The organism is Thalassobellus citreus, assembly GCF_044385915.1.
GTDB lineage: Bacteria > Bacteroidota > Bacteroidia > Flavobacteriales > Flavobacteriaceae > Thalassobellus > Thalassobellus citreus.
The window spans coordinates 57,482-75,254 of the sequence record NZ_JBISCC010000125.1 but is presented as its reverse complement, the minus strand read 5'-3'; the positions used below and the strand labels follow the sequence as shown (position 1 = coordinate 75,254).

Annotated in this window: 20 protein-coding genes; 9 read left to right on the top strand and 11 right to left on the bottom strand. The window is 30.7% G+C overall.

The genetic code is table 11. The features are described 5' to 3' along the window. Positions 1 to 43 precede the first annotated feature (43 nt). Entirely contained in the window at positions 44 to 1,459 is a 1,416-nt protein-coding gene (locus tag ACH5TX_RS10735) for a S1C family serine protease (protein WP_439339503.1), read from the bottom strand. A gap of 377 nt (positions 1,460 to 1,836) precedes the next feature. Between ACH5TX_RS10735 and dapF the strand changes: the two genes are divergently transcribed. The 5 genes from dapF (at position 1,837) to ACH5TX_RS10710 (ending at position 5,857) form a co-directional block, all read left to right on the top strand. Further along, a complete protein-coding gene (gene dapF, locus ACH5TX_RS10730) occupies positions 1,837 to 2,610 on the top strand; it encodes a diaminopimelate epimerase (RefSeq protein ID WP_439339502.1) in 774 nt (257 codons plus the stop codon). Next, a complete protein-coding gene (locus tag ACH5TX_RS10725) occupies positions 2,607 to 3,131 on the top strand; it encodes a GNAT family N-acetyltransferase (RefSeq protein ID WP_439339501.1) in 525 nt (174 codons plus the stop codon). The genes dapF and ACH5TX_RS10725 overlap by 4 nt, the downstream gene beginning before the upstream one ends. Then, a complete protein-coding gene (gene mltG, locus ACH5TX_RS10720) occupies positions 3,132 to 4,175 on the top strand; it encodes an endolytic transglycosylase MltG (RefSeq protein ID WP_439339500.1) in 1,044 nt (347 codons plus the stop codon). Continuing rightward, on the top strand, positions 4,175 to 5,086 hold the full coding sequence (locus ACH5TX_RS10715) for a DUF2279 domain-containing protein (protein WP_439339499.1): 912 nt from the start codon (positions 4,175 to 4,177) through the stop codon (positions 5,084 to 5,086). Before mltG ends, ACH5TX_RS10715 begins: the two co-directional genes overlap by 1 nt. 111 nt (positions 5,087 to 5,197) lie before the next feature. Beyond that, positions 5,198 to 5,857 carry a lysozyme family protein gene (locus ACH5TX_RS10710; RefSeq protein ID WP_439339498.1) on the top strand — a complete coding sequence of 220 codons (660 nt, stop codon included), beginning with the start codon at positions 5,198 to 5,200 and terminating at the stop codon, positions 5,855 to 5,857. Between the two features lie 7 nt (positions 5,858 to 5,864). Here the strand turns inward: ACH5TX_RS10710 and ACH5TX_RS10705 are convergent, their stop codons facing one another. The 3 genes from ACH5TX_RS10705 to dnaA are packed head-to-tail and all read right to left on the bottom strand — an operon-like array spanning position 5,865 to position 8,479. Further along, on the bottom strand, positions 5,865 to 6,581 hold the full coding sequence (locus ACH5TX_RS10705) for an SAM-dependent methyltransferase (protein ID WP_439339497.1): 717 nt from the start codon (positions 6,579 to 6,581) through the stop codon (positions 5,865 to 5,867). Positions 6,582 to 6,586: 5 nt separating this feature from the next. Beyond that, positions 6,587 to 7,039: a low molecular weight protein-tyrosine-phosphatase gene (locus ACH5TX_RS10700; protein ID WP_439339496.1), complete on the bottom strand. Its 453-nt coding sequence runs from the start codon at positions 7,037 to 7,039 to the stop codon at positions 6,587 to 6,589. Positions 7,040 to 7,051: 12 nt separating this feature from the next. After that, on the bottom strand, positions 7,052 to 8,479 hold the full coding sequence (dnaA, locus tag ACH5TX_RS10695; RefSeq protein WP_439339495.1) for a chromosomal replication initiator protein DnaA: 1,428 nt from the start codon (positions 8,477 to 8,479) through the stop codon (positions 7,052 to 7,054). A 189-nt stretch (positions 8,480 to 8,668) separates the two neighbouring features. On the opposite strand from dnaA, the gene ACH5TX_RS10690 reads away from it, so the two are divergent. After that, a complete protein-coding gene (locus tag ACH5TX_RS10690; protein ID WP_439339494.1) occupies positions 8,669 to 9,067 on the top strand; it encodes an acyl-CoA thioesterase in 399 nt (132 codons plus the stop codon). Here the strand turns inward: ACH5TX_RS10690 and ACH5TX_RS10685 are convergent. The 4 genes from ACH5TX_RS10685 to ACH5TX_RS10670 are packed head-to-tail and all read right to left on the bottom strand — an operon-like array spanning position 9,057 to position 11,753. Further along, positions 9,057 to 9,677 (bottom strand): IMPACT family protein, encoded by a 621-nt coding sequence (locus tag ACH5TX_RS10685; RefSeq protein WP_439339493.1) that lies wholly within the window; start codon positions 9,675 to 9,677, stop codon positions 9,057 to 9,059. The genes ACH5TX_RS10690 and ACH5TX_RS10685 overlap by 11 nt on opposite strands. An 8-nt stretch (positions 9,678 to 9,685) precedes the next feature. Then, entirely contained in the window at positions 9,686 to 10,297 is a 612-nt protein-coding gene (locus tag ACH5TX_RS10680; protein WP_439339492.1) for an HAD family hydrolase, read from the bottom strand. After that, positions 10,290 to 11,294, bottom strand: a complete 1,005-nt coding sequence (gene ribD, locus ACH5TX_RS10675) for a bifunctional diaminohydroxyphosphoribosylaminopyrimidine deaminase/5-amino-6-(5-phosphoribosylamino)uracil reductase RibD (RefSeq protein WP_439339491.1) — start codon at positions 11,292 to 11,294, stop codon at positions 10,290 to 10,292. The genes ACH5TX_RS10680 and ribD overlap by 8 nt, the downstream gene beginning before the upstream one ends. A 6-nt stretch (positions 11,295 to 11,300) precedes the next feature. Continuing rightward, entirely contained in the window at positions 11,301 to 11,753 is a 453-nt protein-coding gene (locus tag ACH5TX_RS10670) for an LEA type 2 family protein (protein WP_439339490.1), read from the bottom strand. A 225-nt stretch (positions 11,754 to 11,978) separates the two neighbouring features. On the opposite strand from ACH5TX_RS10670, the gene prmC reads away from it, so the two are divergent. From prmC to ACH5TX_RS10655, 3 genes are all read left to right on the top strand, one after another. After that, positions 11,979 to 12,842, top strand: coding sequence for a peptide chain release factor N(5)-glutamine methyltransferase (gene prmC, locus ACH5TX_RS10665; RefSeq protein WP_439339489.1), 864 nt, complete (start codon positions 11,979 to 11,981; stop codon positions 12,840 to 12,842). Further along, the gene (gene ligA / locus ACH5TX_RS10660; protein WP_439339488.1) at positions 12,835 to 14,832 is read left to right on the top strand and encodes an NAD-dependent DNA ligase LigA; all 1,998 of its coding nucleotides are present in this window, start codon (positions 12,835 to 12,837) and stop codon (positions 14,830 to 14,832) included. The genes prmC and ligA overlap by 8 nt, the downstream gene beginning before the upstream one ends. Positions 14,833 to 14,920: 88 nt before the next feature. Continuing rightward, a complete protein-coding gene (locus ACH5TX_RS10655) occupies positions 14,921 to 15,628 on the top strand; it encodes a hypothetical protein (RefSeq protein ID WP_439339487.1) in 708 nt (235 codons plus the stop codon). Here ACH5TX_RS10655 and ACH5TX_RS10650 read toward each other — a convergent pair. The 3 genes from ACH5TX_RS10650 to ACH5TX_RS10640 form a co-directional block, all read right to left on the bottom strand. Further along, positions 15,625 to 16,008 carry a DoxX family membrane protein gene (locus ACH5TX_RS10650; RefSeq protein WP_439339486.1) on the bottom strand — a complete coding sequence of 128 codons (384 nt, stop codon included), beginning with the start codon at positions 16,006 to 16,008 and terminating at the stop codon, positions 15,625 to 15,627. The two genes, ACH5TX_RS10655 and ACH5TX_RS10650, sit on opposite strands and share 4 nt — an antisense overlap. Positions 16,009 to 16,081: 73 nt before the next feature. Continuing rightward, on the bottom strand, positions 16,082 to 16,993 hold the full coding sequence (locus ACH5TX_RS10645) for a bifunctional metallophosphatase/5'-nucleotidase (protein ID WP_439339485.1): 912 nt from the start codon (positions 16,991 to 16,993) through the stop codon (positions 16,082 to 16,084). A 2-nt stretch (positions 16,994 to 16,995) separates the two neighbouring features. Beyond that, positions 16,996 to 17,757 carry a 5'-nucleotidase C-terminal domain-containing protein gene (locus ACH5TX_RS10640; protein WP_439339484.1) on the bottom strand — a complete coding sequence of 254 codons (762 nt, stop codon included), beginning with the start codon at positions 17,755 to 17,757 and terminating at the stop codon, positions 16,996 to 16,998. Between the last annotated feature and the right edge of the window lie 16 nt (positions 17,758 to 17,773).

Below are 17,773 nucleotides of genomic sequence, written 5' to 3'. Positions count from 1 at the left end.
TTCTTAGATTTTGAAGGATTATAAAACGAAAATGGTTTGTTTCTTATCTAAAGTTATAACGTTCTTTTTCCCCGTTAGAGTTTATAAGTTCTATTCTTAAAGGTTCATAAGATGATTTAGAGGTCATAGCTTCTTTTACATCATCAACATTGTATATTTTGGTATTGTTAATAGATGTTATAATAGCACCTTCTTCTACACCATTATTTTTCCAGTACTCAGCATATTCTCCGTTCAACTTACTTATTTTAACACCGTTCGGGGCATTCAATTTTTTCAAGTCTTCTTTTTTTGCATTTTTAATTTGTCCAACAGGAGGGAGTGTAAAAGTTTCGTTTCTAGTTAAAGTAACAGGTATAGTTTTTAGTTCTCCATCTCTAGATATTTTAATTGTAACAACGTCATCTACTCTTTTTGCATTAATATGTCCTGTTAAATCGGCAAATTTTGAAACCTTTACATTATCAATTTCTTTTATAATATCGCCAGTAATAAGTCCTGCTTTTTCAGCTCCAGAATCTTCAATAACATTAACAATATAGATGCCTTCAGAATCATTAATATTAATGTTTAGTTTTTCAGCCGATTTTGGGTCTAGCGGTAGCGGTGTGCCGTTAATACCAAGAATACCATTTTGTACACTACCATATTCCATAATATCTTCAATAACACGTCTGGCAATATTACTTGGTACAGCAAACGAATAGCCAATATAAGAACCCGTTTGAGATGAAATAGCAGTATTAATACCAACAAGTTCTCCTTTGGTGTTTACAAGCGCTCCACCAGAATTTCCTGGGTTTACAGCCGCATCTGTTTGTATAAAAGATTGCGCACTATTACCCGATAAGTCTCGTGCTTTAGCACTAATAATACCAGCAGTAACTGTAGATGTTAAATTAAAAGGATTTCCAACAGCCAGAACCCATTCACCAATTTTAGCTTGATCAGAATCGGCAAATGTTACATAAGGTAAATCTTCATCTGGTTCAATTTTTAATAATGCAATATCGGTTTTCGGGTCAGTTCCTACAATTTTGGCATCATATGTTTTATTATTATTTAAAGTTACTGATAGTTTATCCGAATTATTAATCACATGATTATTCGTAATAATATAACCATCGGCATTAATAATAACACCAGAGCCTGTACCCATTTGTGCACGTTGCGGGCTTCTTCCTGAAAATAAATCTTGTATAGTCATTTGCCCTCTGCTAATCGATACGTTTTTAACGTGTACAACCGCATTCACAGTATTTTCAGCAGCTGTAGTAAAATCTGGGTTTTCAGCAGTGTTTAAAAATGTATTAACATTGTTAGTGGGCAAAAAGGAAGGTGTTTCGTTGGTTGCTGTTACAACAACTTTATTTTCTGGTTCTAAAAATAGTTTGTAAGCACCAAGTGTTAAAACGCCACCCAATGCAGATACTAGTACTAATGATAAAATCTTCTTCATATATGTTCAATTTAATTTTATTTTAAAATAATTCCTCAAAAATTCATTTTTAAGGTTTCCTCTTGAAATTGTCATTCCCGTTAAGGAGGGAATTAAACAACGATTAAAATTAAATATTTATTGAGTTCCTAAATACGTTTTAACTTTTTTTAACGCCCACTTTAACGCCTATTTAACAATCAAAAAAACAAAATTAATTTGGGCGTTACCCCGAAAAGGGGGGCGGGCTTTCAGCAGTCGCTTCCCGAAGAAAAATCGGGAGAGCTTCAACAAATGCCTCAATCCCTAACGCAATACCTGCCAACAGTGTTATATAGATTGAAATTTTAGTTAACCAGCAAAAAGTTTAAAGGACTTCTTTATATTTGTGCTTTATTATGCAGCAAACTTTTTATAAATACCAAGGAACAGGAAACGATTTTGTGATGATTGATAATCGTCAGCAAACGTTCAATAAAAAAGACACAAAACATATCGCATTTTTATGCGACAGACGTTTTGGAATAGGAGCAGACGGACTTATTTTACTTGAAAATCATCCAGATTTAGATTTTAAAATGGTGTATTACAATGCCGATGGAAACGAAAGTACCATGTGTGGGAATGGCGGACGTTGTTTAGTGGCTTTTGCAAAACAATTAGGTGTTATTAAAGACAAAGCTGTTTTTGAAGCTATTGATGGTTTACATCATGCAACTATTGAAAATGACATCGTACAACTGCAAATGTTAGATGTTGATATAGTTCAGAAACATGAAAATCATGTGTTTTTAAATACAGGCTCTCCGCATCATGTTCAGTTTGAAGAAAATATTGCCAATTTCGATATAAAAACAAAAGGCGCTTCAATAAGGTATGGCGAACCCTATAATGAAGGAGGTACTAATGTGAATTTTGTTAATAAAATATCAGATACAGAGTTTCGAGTAAGAACTTACGAACGCGGTGTTGAAGATGAAACCTTATCTTGTGGTACAGGTGTAACTGCCGTAGCAATAGCAATGCATACACTTAATCAAACTAATAAAAACTGCATTACTTTAAAAGTTGAAGGTGGCGAATTAAAAGTATCTTTTGATACAGAAAACGGTTCATACAAAAACGTTTGGTTAATTGGGCCTGCAAATTTTGTTTATCAAGGTACTATATGATTACTTTAAAAGGAGAACATATATACTTACGTGCTTTAGAACCTGAAGATTTAGAGTTTATTCATGCCATTGAAAATGATGAATCTGTTTGGGAAATAAGCAATACCATTACGCCTTATTCTAAATATTTAATAAAACAGTATTTAGAGCAAGCTCATAAAGATATTTTTGAGGTAAAACAATTAAGACTCGTTATTTCAAGTTATGAAGATGTTGCTTTAGGAATGATTGATTTATTCGATTTCGATTTTAAAAACAGTAGAGCAGGTATTGGTATTTTAGTAAAAGATGCTAGCGAAAGAGGAAAAGGCTACGGAAAAGAAGCGCTTAAACTTTTGGTTGATTATAGTTTTAAGCATTTATGTTTACATCAATTATATTGTAACATTTCAGAAGAAAACGAAACAAGCATCAACCTTTTTTCTAATCAAGGTTTTAAAAACATAGGTCTTAAAAAAGATTGGAATCTTGTTAATGGTGCTTATAAAAACGAATATTTATTTCAGCTTATTAATAATTAAATGTATATAAAAAAAATACTTTTAACCATTGTAGTTATCGGGCTAGTAGCAGCTGCTTTTTTTGCAAACTTTGTTTACAAAGCCATGTTAAAACCAAACACAGCTTTTAATAACGAAGAAGCTTATATTTATATAGCATCTACAGATAGTTATAATGATGTTCGTAGTCAATTAGAACCTTTGTTAGATGATATTGATTCTTTTGACGATTTAGCGGAGCAAAAAAAATACACCACTAATATTAAAGCTGGTAAATACGCTATTAAGAAGGGTATGAGTAATAATGATATTATAAACTCTATTAGAAGTAATAACTTGCCTATAAAAGTGTCTTTTAATAATCAAAGTACTTTAGAAAAATTAGCAGGGAGAATTTCAAAAGACATTGAAGCAGATAGTCTTTCAATATTAAAGGCTATGAAGGATGAAGCTTTTTTAGCTAAAAATAAATTTAATGAAGCAACAGCTCTTGGTATGTATTTACCTAATAGTTATGAGTTTTTCTGGAATACATCTGCCGAAAAATTTAGAGCTAGAATGCTTAAAGAATACAAGCGTTTTTGGAGTGATAAACGCATACAAAAAGCGCATGATATTGGCTTGTCTGAAAATCAAGTTATAGCTTTAGCTTCTATTGTTTATGAAGAATCTAAACAAGCAAGCGAGCAACCAAGAATTGCAGGTGTTTATTTAAATAGATTAAGAATTGGTATGCCACTTCAAGCAGATCCTACGCTTAAATTTGCTGCTTATAAACTTCCTAAGTATAAAAATACGGTTATTAAACGTGTTTTAAATGTTCATAAAGACATAGAATCTCCTTATAATACTTATAAAAACCGAGGATTGCCTCCAGGGCTTATTGCTATGCCAGATATATCTGCTATTGATGCGGTTTTAAACTATGAAAAGCATAAATACTTATATTTTGCGGCAAATGCAAAACGTTTTGGCTTTCATAAATTCGCAAAAACCTTGGCTCAGCATAATGTGAATGCTAGAGAATATCAAAGGTATTTATCTTCTCAAGGTATAAATAAGTAATGAGACTATTAGCATTAAAATATGCGATAGGCTTTATTGTATTTCCTTTTTTTGTTTTTTCACAATCTAATCTCGATGCTTTTTTAACACCTAGTGATACCTTAAATACATCAAGACGAAATGCTGTAATTATTTCTGAAGCAGCTATTGGAGGTATTACTTTATTAGGGTTAAATCAGCTTTGGTATGCAGATTATAAGCAATCTAAGTTTCATACTATTAATGATAATAATGAATGGCTCCAAATGGATAAGATGGGGCATGTGTTTACGTCTTATCAATTGGGGAAGCATGGTGCTCAACTTTTAGAATGGAGTGGTGTTAGTGAAAAAAATCAATTAATTTACGGAGCAACTTTAGGTTTTACTTTTTTAACAGCTGTTGAAGTTTTAGACGGTTATTCTGAAGAATGGGGGTTTTCTTGGGGCGATGTTTTAGCAAATGCAACAGGTACTGGTTTGTATGTTGGGCAAGAATTGCTTTGGAAAGAGCAGCGAATAGCACTTAAGTTTTCATTTCATCAAACAAAGTACGCTTCTTTACGTTCAGATAAGTTAGGTAATGGGTTTCTTGAAGAAGTTTTGAAAGATTATAATGGACAGACGTATTGGCTTAGTGCTAATTTACATGCGTTTTTTAAAGAAAGTAACATACCTAATTGGGTAAATGTCGCTATTGGTTATGGTGGAGATGGTATGTTGTCTGGTGTTAAAGATGTTGACAATCAGTTGTTAACAAGTTATCGAAGGCAACGGCAGTTCTATTTAAGTTTTGATGTAAATTTGAGTAGAATTAAAACGAATTCGAGGTTGCTTAAGGTGGTTTTTGATGTTTTTAATACTATAAAAATACCTTTTCCAGCATTAGAATTTAATAAAAAAGGGTGTGTATTTCACCCGTTGTACTACTGAAAAAAGTAGTTTGACGATTAATTTTGATGGTGTTGAAAAAATATCTAATTTTGCACGCTCAAATTTTCAAGCAAACTTTACTATGTAAGTGAGCTGAAAAAATTTAAAATTATGAGAAAAAGTATTGCAAGTTACTTAACCCTAACTCTTACAATATGTATTCTAGTGTTAGTATCGTTTTCATCTAATGAAACGATAGATTTAAGTAAGTACTCAACAAAGGGCTTAGAGTTACATTATACTGTAAGTCAAGACGAGGGCATTAAGGATGATGTTTTAGCGTCAAATGATGTGAACCAATCGTTTTCTCCTTATTTAGGAAAATCTTTTGTAGGATTTAAAGAAGCTTTGGCTTTTAAAGAATCTGGTGGTGATTATTTTTCGGTTAATACTTTAGGGTATTTAGGGAAGTATCAATTTGGGAAAGGAACTTTAAGAATGATTGGAATTCATAATCCAGCTCATTTTTTAAAGAATCCAATACTTCAAGAAAAGGCATTTATTGCTAACTCAGCTCGTAATAAATGGATTTTACGTAGAGATATTAAGAATTTTGTTGGTAGACGAATTAATGGTGTGCTGGTGACAGAATCGGGTATTTTAGCAGCAGCGCATTTAGCAGGTCCTGGAAGTGTAAAGAAATACCTGCGAAGTTATGGCTTAGATAATTTTACAGATGGTTATGGTACAACAGTTCAGTATTATATGAAACGTTTTTCTGGTTACGATACGTCTTTTGTAAAGCCTAATAAGTTAGCTAAAGCTATTTAATTCGCTATTAGCTTTTGTGAATAATAAATATGGTAGGTCTCTTATGAAGGTCTACCTTATTTTTTTTCCATGCATTTGCAGTTTGCGTTTTTATAAATTCTGTAGAGAGAGTAATATCGCAGGCTACGCAAACATCTGTATTATTTTCTAGTACAGAAGCTAAATCTTCAATCATTTTATTATTCCTATAAGGTGTTTCAATAAAAATTTGCGATTGGTTGTGTTCAAAAGATAAGCGTTCTAAGCGTTTTATTTCAGATTTTCGTTCGCCTTTGTCAATAGGGAGGTAGCCGTTAAAAGCAAAGCTTTGTCCATTCATTCCAGAGCTCATAATAGCCATTAATATAGATGAAGGACCAACTAATGGTACTACTTTAATATTTTTATCATGTGCTATTTTTACAACATCTGCACCTGGGTCTGCAACTCCAGGGCATCCTGCTTCAGATAAAAGACCAATATTAGTACCGTTTAAGCAAGGATTTAAAAAACTTGGTAAATCGCTAGCTTCAGTAAATTTATTTAGAAGAAATATTTTTAAAGAAGGTTGTGATTTTTCAGGTGTAATTCTTTTTATGAATCGTCTAGCGGTCTTTTCGTTTTCAACTATAAATATATCAGTATCTTCAATAACCTTTTTCACTAACATTGGTAAAACTTCCATAGGATCGTTATCGCCAAGTGTTGTTGGTATTAGGTATAATTGACCTTTAGTTGTGTTCATTTTGTTTAATTTAAATCTTCAGCAATAATATCACAAGCTTCATCAAGCATTTTGTAAATGTTTTCAAAACCATCATTTCCACCATAATAAGGATCTGGGACATTATAGTTTTGTTTAGGATAGACTTCGTTTAAGATGAATTTTACTTTATTAATGTCCGCTTCATTTCTTGCTAAATTAATAACATTGTTATAGTTAGAATCGTCCATAACGTAAATAATATCAAATACATCAAAGTCTGAAACTTCAAATTGCCTTCCTTTTAAATTAGAAATATCTAATCCGTATTTTTTTGCAACAGCAATAGAGCGTTTGTCTGGAGGGTTTCCGGTATGATAATTAGCAGTTCCTGCAGAATCTACTAAAAATGAATCGTTTGAAAGTTTAGACTTTAGTATACCTTCGGCTAGTGGAGAACGACAAATGTTTCCCAAACAAACCATGAGTATTTTAGTCATTGTAATTAAATTTTAAACAGTAAGTTTTTTAGAAATATCTTCAACATATTTTCTAAATTGTTTATCGGTTGAAGATAAGTTGTCAACCGTTTTACAAGCGTGTAAAACAGTAGCGTGATCACGTTTTCCAATTTGTGAGCCAATACTAGCTAAAGATGCTTTTGTGAATTTTTTCGCAAAAAACATAGCTAATTGTCTAGCTTGTACAATATGACGTTTTCTAGTTTTAGATTGCAGTGTGTCAACATCCATTTGGAAATAATCAGACACTACTTTTTGTATGTAATCTATAGAAACTTCGCGTTTTGTGTTTTTTACAAATTTTTCAACGATAGTTCTAGCTAAATCAATAGTAATTTCTTTTTTATTGAAAGAAGACTGAGCAATTAATGAAATAATAGCACCTTCTAATTCACGAACATTTGATTTTATGTTTTTTGCAACATATTCAATAATATCTTCAGGCATTTCAACACCATCACGATATAATTTGTTCTTCAAAATAGAAACTCTAGTTTCAAAATCTGGATTTTGTAATTCGGCTGAAAGTCCCCATTTAAAACGAGATAGTAAGCGTTGCTCAATATCTTGCATATCAACAGGTGCTTTGTCGCTAGTTAAAACAACTTGTTTGCCGTTTTGATGTAAATGATTGAAAATATGAAAGAATACATCTTGTGTTCCTGTTTTTCCAGAAAGGAACTGTACATCATCAATAATTAAAACATCTATTATTTGGTAGAAGTGAATAAAATCATTTCTATTATTTTTCTTTACAGAGTCTATATATTGTTGTGTGAATTTTTCAGCAGAAATATATAAAACTGTTTTTTCTGGATATTTATCTTTTATGTCAACACCAATAGCGTGTGCTAAATGTGTTTTTCCTAAACCAACACCTCCAAAAATTAATAACGGATTAAAAGATGTGCCTCCTGGTTTTGCAGCAACAGCTAAACCTGCACTACGAGCTAAACGGTTTGAGTCACCTTCTAAAAAGTTGTCAAAACTATAATTAGGATTTAGTTGAGATTCTATCTTAACATTTCTAATACCAGGTATTACGAAAGGATTTCTTAATTCTGGGTTTTTATTGTTTAAAGGAATATCAACATTTTGAGATTTTAAACCACTTCTATTAGCACTAGGAATCTTTTCTGTAAAAGGTTGTTTGTTGCCATAGGTGTTTTCCATTTTAATAATGTAAACCAGTTTAGCGTTTTCACCTAATTCTTTTGTAAGCGATACTTTAAGGATTTTTACATAGTGTTCTTCAAGCCATTCGTAAAAGAATTTACTAGGTACCTGAATACTTAAAGCTTTATCAGTAAGTTTAACTGCAGCTATTGGTTCAAACCAAGTTTTGTATGCTTGCGGTTGGATATTATCCTTTATAAATAGTAGACAGTTATTCCATACCGATTGCGCAGTTACACTCATTGTTTAATTTTGTAGTTTTGTTAGTTGTTTTTTTGATAAAGAATTTAGATTCTTTATCCCCCTTATTATTGAGTGGCAAATATGTGAACAAATTTCTTAAAAAAAAAATCAATTGTTATTGATTTTTTAGAAATTTTTCCCCATGTTTAACATCTTGCCGAAGCTACAAAAAAATATTTAAAAAACCTTATGAAAATCGACGAAATACAAATTAGAGTGAGATATGGTGAAACTGACCAGATGGGGGTTGTTTATCATGGTAATTACGCATTATATCTTGAAATGGGAAGAATTGAGTGGTTACGAAAATTTGGGATTTCTTATAGAGATATGGAAGAAAACGGGATTATGTTACCAGTTGTTTCTTTGAATATAAACTATAAAAAATCAGCAGGTTATGATGATGTAATTAATGTAAAAACTCAACTAAAAAAAGAGCCTACAGCTAAGATAGAATTTGAATATGAAATTACTAATGAAAAAGGTGAGATTTTAACAACTGCAAGTACTGTTTTGGTTTTTGTAGATATGAAAACAAACAGGCCTACTAAGGTGCCCAAGTATATTTTAGATGCTATTAAGAATTAATATAAATTTCTTTTATTTTAATTTCAAAAAGGTGATTGAAGATTTTAAAAACAGATTGTGCTTCTTTTTTTCTTACAGAAATAGTTATTTGACAATCCATTTCTAGTTTTTGGTTAATTATATTTAGTTTTTTTTCTTTAATTATTCGCATGACTGTATTCATGTTTTTATAATCAAATGTTATAAGGAAATCTTTATTGATGGTTTTTTCTATAATAGATGAAGCTTCTAGAGTCATTTGAGCAGTTGTTCTGTAAGCATTTATTAGGCCGCCAACCCCTAATTTTACACCTCCAAAATAGCGTACAACTACAATTAGTATATTAGTGACTTCAAAAGATTGTATTTGTCCATAAATAGGCATACCTGCACTATTACTAGGTTCGCCGTCATCGTTAGCGCGATAAACTATTGTTTCTGTACCTATTTGGTATGCGTAGCACCAATGTCTTGCAGCATGGTGTTCTTTTTTTAATGCTTCAATGTGAGGTTTTATAGCTTCAACATTAGAGACAGGAAAAAGATAGCCAAAAAACTTACTGTTTTTATCTTTAAATAAAACAGGTTCGGTAGCCGTTTCAATAGTTTTATATGTATCGTTTTTAGTCAAAAAAGAGATTAAAATAAATTATTTTTAATTTTAAATAGATTTGAAACGTCTTCAGTTTCAGGGTTGATGTGCCAAGTTTTTATTTTTAAAGTATCAGCAGTGTTTATATTGTCTTTGTTGTCGTCTATGAATAAGCATTCATTCGCTTTTAAATTATTTTCATTCAATACAAATTCAAAAATATCTTTATTCGGTTTTCTTAAATGAATTTCTTGTGATAAGTAAAACGTATTAAAACAATTTTTAAAATCGTCATAAAATGATACGTTGTCTTTAATCCAATTAATATGAAGTTCGTTTGTGTTACTTAATAAAATGAGTTTGTATTTGTTAGATGCTTTTAGGGTTTTTAGAAAATCTAAACGGTGCTTAGGGAAATCTTTTAGTATAAAGTTCCATAAATCAATTAGTTCTTCTTTTGAAAGTTTTGGGAAATTTTCAGAATAAAAATCGATAAACTCTTCTGTAGAAATTAAACCTTGCTCATAAAAACTATTAAAAGCAATCATTTCTTCTGAAAAAGCATCAATTTTTAAAGTTTCAAACATTCTTTTTAAAGTGCCATCAATATCTAAATTGATAAATACATTGCCAAAATCGAAAATAATGGTTTTAATCATTTGTGTAGGTTTTAAGATTGTCTGTTAGAATTTTTTCTTCAGAAATTAATTGTCCAGAAAATTTAGGAGCTTTGATGCCTTTGTTAAATTTGCTAGAGCCTGTAAGTATACGCGCTTCATCCCATAAACCTTCATTTATAAAAGTTTGTAGTGTTTTGGCGCCTCCTTCAATAATTACAGAGTTTATATTTTTTTCAAATAGTATATTACAAATTTGTTGTGTTATATCTTTTGAGAAATCTACATTGTTTTTTGAAATGGTAATGGTTTCAGCTTCATTATTAAAAACAGAATACGCTTCAGAAAGTTTTTTTTCTTTATCAATAACAATGCGTGTGGGGTTGTTTCCTGTCCAATCTCTAGCAGTCAAACTAGGATTGTCTTCTAAAACGGTGTTAGTTCCAACTAAAATAGCTTGCTCTTCAGTACGCCATTTATGAACGAGTTGTCTGGAATTTTTATTGGTAATCCAAACCGGTTTTTGTTCGTTTTTAGATTCAGGAGCTATAAATCCATCAGAGCTTTCAGCCCATTTTAGAATAATATAAGGGCGTTTTTTGTTGTGAATCGTAAAAAAACGTTTGTGGTGTTTTTTGCATTCGTTTTCTAAAACACCTACAATTACATGGCATCCTGCTTTTTTTAGTTTTTCTATACCTTTTCCTGCTACTTGTATATTATCATCTATACAACCTATAACTACATTTGGTATTTTATGTTTAATAATTAAATCGCTACAAGGTGGTGTTTTTCCATAGTGCGAACACGGTTCTAAGGTTACATAAATGGTGGCTTCTTTTAAAAGCGATTTGTCTTTTACATTATTAATGGCGTTTACTTCGGCATGATTGCCACCATAAGTGCTAGTAAAACCTTCGCTTATAATAATATTATTGTGTACAATAATACTGCCTACCATAGGGTTAGGTCTTGTAGATCCTAAACCATTTTTAGCAATCTCAAGGCAACGTTTTATATAAGTTTCGTGTTTATGCAATGGTTGTTATTTAATTTTAATAGTTTCAGTTTCGTCTACATTATATCTATATGAAAAACCAAAAACTTTATAGATAATATCGCCTTTATATTGTACTTTTATTTTTCGGCTGAATAAACTTCCTAGTAAACCGCCTAAATTTTTATTGTTAAAAATGCTGTCGGTTGGAATGTTAGCTTTTAAAGGAATTAAAAATTCTTTTTTAGCAGGTACATCGAAGCTTTTTGTAGAAACAGAAGCCATTTCATTGTCGTTTACATAAATTTTTATTTCATCAGTTTTTAATTCGCCTCCAATATCATTAGGGTTTAAAAAATGAGCATCAGCAGAAAGTGTTACATGTTTTGATGTAGACTCTAAAACTTTAATGTTATCAACGTTTATAAATTGAGGTTTTTCTTTAACCGAGCAGTTAAAAAAAAGAATTGATATTGTTGATAAAAATATAAGTCGTTTCATCTGGTGTTTTTTAGATTTAAGTATCTTCACTTGCGTAAAATTAGCATTTTTAGAGTTGGTAAAGATACTATAGTTATTCTAAAAATTAAGGTCACATAAAATCAAAAAGAGTTGTTGTTAGGGAGTGTTTTATTTAGCTCTTAAGACTAAAGATATAGTTTTTCAAACGGTATAGAAATATGAGCATTCAAAATGAGTGTTAAAAACAGCAATAGTATTAGACTTATGAAATTAAAAGACATACAAAATACGTTTCATCAAAAATTAGATGCGCTTTATGAAAAAGAGGAGGTTGATAATTTCTTTTATATTTTAATTGAAGAGTATTATAATGTTTCAAGATTGCAGTTGGCTTTAGATTTAGATTATGATGTTCAAGATATACAAAGGATTTTCAATGCTCTAAATTTATTAGAAGAAGAAAAACCTATACAATATATATTAGGAGAAACAGAATTTTACGGATTACCATTTAAAGTAAATGAGCATACTTTAATACCGCGACCAGAAACCGAGGAGTTGGTTGAATGGATTATTAAAGAATATAAAAATTATAATTCTGAAATCAGAATTTTAGATATAGGAACAGGAAGCGGTTGTATAGCTATAGCTTTGGCTAAACAATTAAAGTGTGCAAAAGTGTATGCGCTTGATATAAGTAAAGATGCTTTAAAAGTAGCTAGAAAAAATGCAGAATTAAATGAAGTGGATATTGAGTTTATTGAAGCAGATATTTTGAATATCGATGAATCTTTGTTTGATTCTGAATTTAAATTTGACATTATTGTATCAAATCCGCCTTATGTTAGAGATAAGGAGAAAGATTTAATGAAAGCGAATGTTTTAAATAATGAGCCCCATTTGGCATTGTTTGTAAAAGATGAAAATCCATTGCAGTTTTATAAATCCATTACAGATTTTGCTATTAAAAAATTAAAAGAAAGCGGCCAATTGTTTTTTGAAATTAATGAGTTTTTAGGGAAAGATATGATTCGACTGTTGCTTAAAACCAATTTTAAAAACATTCAGTTAAAACAAGATATCTTTAAAAAAGATAGAATGATTAAAGGAGAAAAGAATAATGAGTAATATTAAAGAGCAAATACAAGCTTTACGCGAAGAATTGCGTATGCATAATCACAATTATTATGTTTTAGATAATGCAACAATTTCTGATTATGATTTTGATATAAAGTTAAAGGAATTACAAGCACTTGAAGCAAAGCATCCTGAATTTTTTGATGCAAATTCTCCGTCACAACGTGTAGGAGGTGAGGTTACTAAGAATTTTGAAACTATTCCGCACGAGCATCGTATGTATTCTTTAGATAATTCATATTCAAAAGAAGATTTACAAGATTGGGAAACGCGTATTAAGAAATTAGTAGACGGCAATATTCAATATACTTGCGAGTTAAAATACGATGGTGCTTCCATTAGTTTAACCTATGAAGCAGGTAAATTAGTTAAAGCGGTAACGCGAGGTGATGGCTTTCAGGGTGATAATGTAACAGCTAATATAAAAACGATTAAGTCGGTACCATTGCAATTAAAAGGCGATTATCCACCAAAGTTTGATATAAGAGGTGAAATTGTATTACCATTTGATGGCTTTAATAAAATGAATGAAGAACGGATTGAAATAGGAGAAGAGCCTTATAGAAATCCTAGAAATACAGCGTCAGGAAGTTTAAAGTTGCAAGATAGTGCTGAAGTAGCTAAGCGTCCTTTAGAATGTTTATTGTATAATTTAACAGGATCTAATCTAGGAATCAATTCTCAATTTGAAAGTTTAGAAAAGGCAAGACAATGGGGGTTTAAAGTGCCCAAAGCTGCAAAATTGACTCATTCTATTGATGAGGTTTTAGAATTTGTAGATTATTGGAATGTACATAGGCATGATTTACCTTATGAAACCGATGGTGTTGTTATAAAAGTAAATAATTTACAGCAACAAGAAGAGTTGGGTTATACAGCTAAAGCACCGCGTTGGGCGATGGCATATAAGTTTAAGGCGGAGCAAGTTTCTACGCGTTTAAATAGTATTACCTATCAAGTGGGTAGAACGGGGGCGATAACGCCTGTTGCAAATTTAGAACCAGTGGAGTTAGCTGGAACTACAGTAAAACGTGCATCCTTACACAACGCCGATCAAATTGAAAAACTAGATATTAGAGTAGGTGATGAAGTGTATGTTGAAAAAGGCGGCGAAATTATTCCTAAAATTTTGGGAGTCGATTTAACTAAACGACCATTAAATTCTGAACCTACACATTATATTGAAAATTGTCCTGAGTGTAACACACTTCTTGAAAGATTAGAAGGTGATGCAAAACATTTTTGTCCTAACTATAACGGTTGTAATCCGCAAATAATTGGTCGTATTCAGCACTTTATATCCCGAAAAGCTATGGATATAGATGGTTTGGGTGGAGAAACAGTGGCGCTTTTGGTTAATGAAGGTTTGATTAAGGATTATTCAGATTTGTATGAGTTAACTAAGGAGCAGGTAGTTCCTTTAGAGCGTATGGCAGAAAAAAGTGCCGATAATTTGATTAAAGGTATTGCTGAATCTAAAAACATTCCTTTTGAGCGTGTTTTATATGCTATAGGCATTCGTTATGTGGGAGAAACTGTTGCTAAAAAATTAGCGAAGCATTATAAAAGTATCGATGCTATAGCTACTGCTTCACAAGAGGCTCTGGAAAATGTTGATGAGATAGGAGTTAAGATTGCTGAAAGTGTTGTAGCATTCTTTACTTCAGAAGAAAGTATGTCTATAATTAATAGATTGAAAACATTTGGAGTTCAATTAGAAATGTCTGCAGAGCAACTTATCGGGCAAACAAATATTTTAGAAGGACAGTCTATAGTAATTACTGGTGTATTTGAAAGTATTTCTAGAAACGAACTAAAAAAACTTATTGAAGATAATGGAGGTAAGGTAAGTAGTTCTATTTCTTCAAAAACAAGTTACATTGTTGCTGGTGATAATATGGGGCCTAGTAAAAAAGAGAAAGCAGAAAAATTGAATATTTCGCTTATGAGTGAATATGAATTCTTACAAAAAATTAAATAATTGTAAAATTAATCGATAAAAAGTATGTTTTTGTCGTTTAATTGTTATTTTTTTTGTTATATTTGTGCAGTAACCATAAATTGCTGTTATGTACAAGTCGAAAATTTTGGTGGGTTTATTAATACTATTTTATATAGTATTTGTGTTTTTTCAGTTTAGAGGAGATGTGACATTAGCTGAGTATTTTGATGCGGTTTTAGTGCCGATCATTACTTTGGCTTATTTCTTGTTTGTTAAGCGTAAAACTTTATTTTTCTCACTTTTTTTAATATTATTTTCTATTTCAGATTTAATGATTTTCATTGTTAATCTTGTTCCTCATGAGGTTGATTATTATATAGGTAATTCGTTATATATATTAGCTTATATATCTTTGTTTTTAGAAGTTTGTAAATCAATTTGTGTAATTCATGTTCTGAAAAATTATAAAATACATTTAATTGTTTTAATAGCATTAAGCTTTTATATAGTATATGTTCTTCAGGTTATAGTAAATCCTTATGTAGAATTGACAAATGAGTATTATGTAGAGTTGATTTATAATATAGTTATGTTAGTGTTTTTATCAGCGTCTTTATTAAACTTCTTTTATAGAGATAATAGGAAATCATTATACCTATTTGTAGGAGCGCTATGTATTGTTTTTTCTGAAGTAATTTGGGTAGCTTATACATATATTTCAGCAGGATTCTTGCTTAATGTTATTTCTGCTACACTGTCTCTATTAGCTTTTTGTTTTTTCTATAAACAATCTAAGCTTTTAGATGAAGATAAAGAAGAAATTGTTCTAAATTAATGTGCTTTGTTAATAAAAGGAATGTCTTTTCTGTATATGTATAGTATAATTAAAGAAAGTATAAATGTTACAACAGCGGTTGAAAATAAAACGCCACTATCATTATTTATTTGAATTCCTAAGGAGGTTAAGTGCATAAATATAGCTCCTCCAATAATACCTAAAGTAAGTAAGGCTCCAATCCAAATAGTTTTTGGTATAAGTAACATAAAGCCTGCAATTAGTTCTAAAACTCCAATACCAATTCTTCCGTAAGGTTCTAATCCAACTTTGCTAAAAATATAAACGCTATCAGAATGTGCTGTAAATTTAAAGCGTAAGGTTTGAATAAGTATTATTGCTACAACAATTCTTAGTATTAGAGGTAAATGCTTTTTCATTTTTATGAAGTTTAAAAAAGTTAAACATTATGTCGTTTAAACTTGAGAAAACTATCAGGTTAGAAAAATAAAACTAAACAATTATGGAAGTTCCGTTAGCAGATTTGTTTTTTTCTGTATCAAAATAAAAATCGATTCTTCCTAAATTCACCCCATAACAACCTACTTGATTTACTAATACATTCTTTTCTTCTAAGTTTTTTACAACTGTGGGTTTTTTTAAAAAAGTATGTGTGTGTCCACCAATAATTAAATCAATGTCTTTTGTCGCTTTGGCAAGTTTTAAGTCACTAATTTTATTGGGGTTGTTTTTATAATGATATCCTAAATGGGAAAGGCAAATAATTAAATCGCATTTTTCTTCGGTTTTTAAAATGCGTGTCATGTCTTGAGCAGATTCAATAGGGTCTAAATACTTTGTTTCTTTGCTTAACTCAGAAAGAACTAATCCGTTTAACTCAATGCCTAAGCCAAAAACACCTACTTTAATGCCGTCTTTTATGAAAGTTTTATAAGGTTTGGTATGGGTGTCTAGAATAGTGTTTTTGAAATCGTAATTAGCAATCACAAATTCAAAATCTTTATACGGAAATTGAGCGTATAATCCATCAATACCATTGTCAAAATCATGATTACCAATAGTCGCAGCATCGTATTTTAATTTGCTCATTAATTTAAACTCTAATTCACCACCATAGTAGTTGAAATATGGAGTACCTTGAAATATATCGCCAGCATCTAATAAGAGTGTGTTAGGACTTTCTTTTCTAATAGATTCAATTAAAGTAGCACGTCTAGAAATCCCACCTTTGTTAGCGTATTTACCATCTTTAAAAGTGTCAATATTACTATGTACATCATTGGTGTGTAAAATAGTGATTCTTTTGGTTTTTGTGGGGGTAGTAAATGATTGTAAACCAAAGCTTCCAAGAGTTATAAGTGCTGTTCCTTTAGTAGCATGTTGAATAAATTCTCTTCGTTTCATTTTTAATTTATAATTTGAATATATCTATCGTCTCTAACCGTTAGCAAGGTGTCTGTCTTTATAAAATTATCAATCAAAGCATTTCTAACTTTGTAATTTAAAACATATAAACTATCATTCGGTTTAAAAAAAGTCATACCGTCACCACCGTTATATAAATAGTCGCTACTGGCAACATAATATATTTTGTCTGTTTCAACTACTTGCTCATTTATTCTGTAGTTAATTAAATTGAAATCTTTGTCAATAGATAGTTTTAATTTAGATATTGGATGAGCTTCCCTAGATTTAACTAAAAAAGAAACAAGGTTTTTAATTTGAGATCCTGTCATGGCTACTACCACAATACCGCTTTCAAAAGGCATTATTCTGTATGCTGTATTAATTGTTATGTCTCCCTTGGAAATAGATGAGCGTATACTGCCATAATTGAGTATAACCATATCAATGTCTTTACCTGTTCTCATTTTAAATACAGGGTTAGCTTCTTTAAAAATAGCATCGGCTATAAAGTTGCCAATTGCAGTATTTAATTTGTTGTCAGTTTTCGAATAGTCCTTTTTTGAATACGCTAAAACACTATCTATTTTCTTTTGTAGATTAGCTCTGTAAGGAGTAATGAAATCTTCAATTTCAGAATTAACAGATAAAGAATCTGTAATAGGTATCTGTTGTCCTTCTATTTTTTTTAGATGATAAGTGTCTTGTTTACAGTTTAAAAAAAATAAAATATTTAACAAAAAAAATAAATATGTGAACCTCATGTTTTAAGCTGATAAT

What these genes read in the sequence shown, in the direction of transcription:
- prmC (WP_439339489.1), top strand. Translation starts at nt 11,979, where the DNA reads ATGAAATTAAAAGACATACAAAATACGTTTCATCAAAAATTAGATGCG.
- ACH5TX_RS10645 (WP_439339485.1), bottom strand. Translation starts at nt 16,993, where the DNA reads ATGAAACGAAGAGAATTTATTCAACATGCTACTAAAGGAACAGCACTT.
- ACH5TX_RS10715 (WP_439339499.1), top strand. Translation starts at nt 4,175, where the DNA reads ATGAGACTATTAGCATTAAAATATGCGATAGGCTTTATTGTATTTCCT.
- ACH5TX_RS10725 (WP_439339501.1), top strand. Translation starts at nt 2,607, where the DNA reads ATGATTACTTTAAAAGGAGAACATATATACTTACGTGCTTTAGAACCT.
- mltG (WP_439339500.1), top strand. Translation starts at nt 3,132, where the DNA reads ATGTATATAAAAAAAATACTTTTAACCATTGTAGTTATCGGGCTAGTA.
- ACH5TX_RS10670 (WP_439339490.1), bottom strand. Translation starts at nt 11,753, where the DNA reads ATGAAACGACTTATATTTTTATCAACAATATCAATTCTTTTTTTTAAC.
- ligA (WP_439339488.1), top strand. Translation starts at nt 12,835, where the DNA reads ATGAGTAATATTAAAGAGCAAATACAAGCTTTACGCGAAGAATTGCGT.
- ACH5TX_RS10680 (WP_439339492.1), bottom strand. Translation starts at nt 10,297, where the DNA reads ATGATTAAAACCATTATTTTCGATTTTGGCAATGTATTTATCAATTTA.
- ACH5TX_RS10710 (WP_439339498.1), top strand. Translation starts at nt 5,198, where the DNA reads ATGAGAAAAAGTATTGCAAGTTACTTAACCCTAACTCTTACAATATGT.
- ACH5TX_RS10655 (WP_439339487.1), top strand. Translation starts at nt 14,921, where the DNA reads ATGTACAAGTCGAAAATTTTGGTGGGTTTATTAATACTATTTTATATA.
- ACH5TX_RS10705 (WP_439339497.1), bottom strand. Translation starts at nt 6,581, where the DNA reads ATGAACACAACTAAAGGTCAATTATACCTAATACCAACAACACTTGGC.
- ACH5TX_RS10700 (WP_439339496.1), bottom strand. Translation starts at nt 7,039, where the DNA reads ATGACTAAAATACTCATGGTTTGTTTGGGAAACATTTGTCGTTCTCCA.
- ACH5TX_RS10690 (WP_439339494.1), top strand. Translation starts at nt 8,669, where the DNA reads ATGAAAATCGACGAAATACAAATTAGAGTGAGATATGGTGAAACTGAC.
- ACH5TX_RS10735 (WP_439339503.1), bottom strand. Translation starts at nt 1,459, where the DNA reads ATGAAGAAGATTTTATCATTAGTACTAGTATCTGCATTGGGTGGCGTT.
- ACH5TX_RS10640 (WP_439339484.1), bottom strand. Translation starts at nt 17,757, where the DNA reads ATGAGGTTCACATATTTATTTTTTTTGTTAAATATTTTATTTTTTTTA.
- ACH5TX_RS10650 (WP_439339486.1), bottom strand. Translation starts at nt 16,008, where the DNA reads ATGAAAAAGCATTTACCTCTAATACTAAGAATTGTTGTAGCAATAATA.
- dnaA (WP_439339495.1), bottom strand. Translation starts at nt 8,479, where the DNA reads ATGAGTGTAACTGCGCAATCGGTATGGAATAACTGTCTACTATTTATA.
- dapF (WP_439339502.1), top strand. Translation starts at nt 1,837, where the DNA reads ATGCAGCAAACTTTTTATAAATACCAAGGAACAGGAAACGATTTTGTG.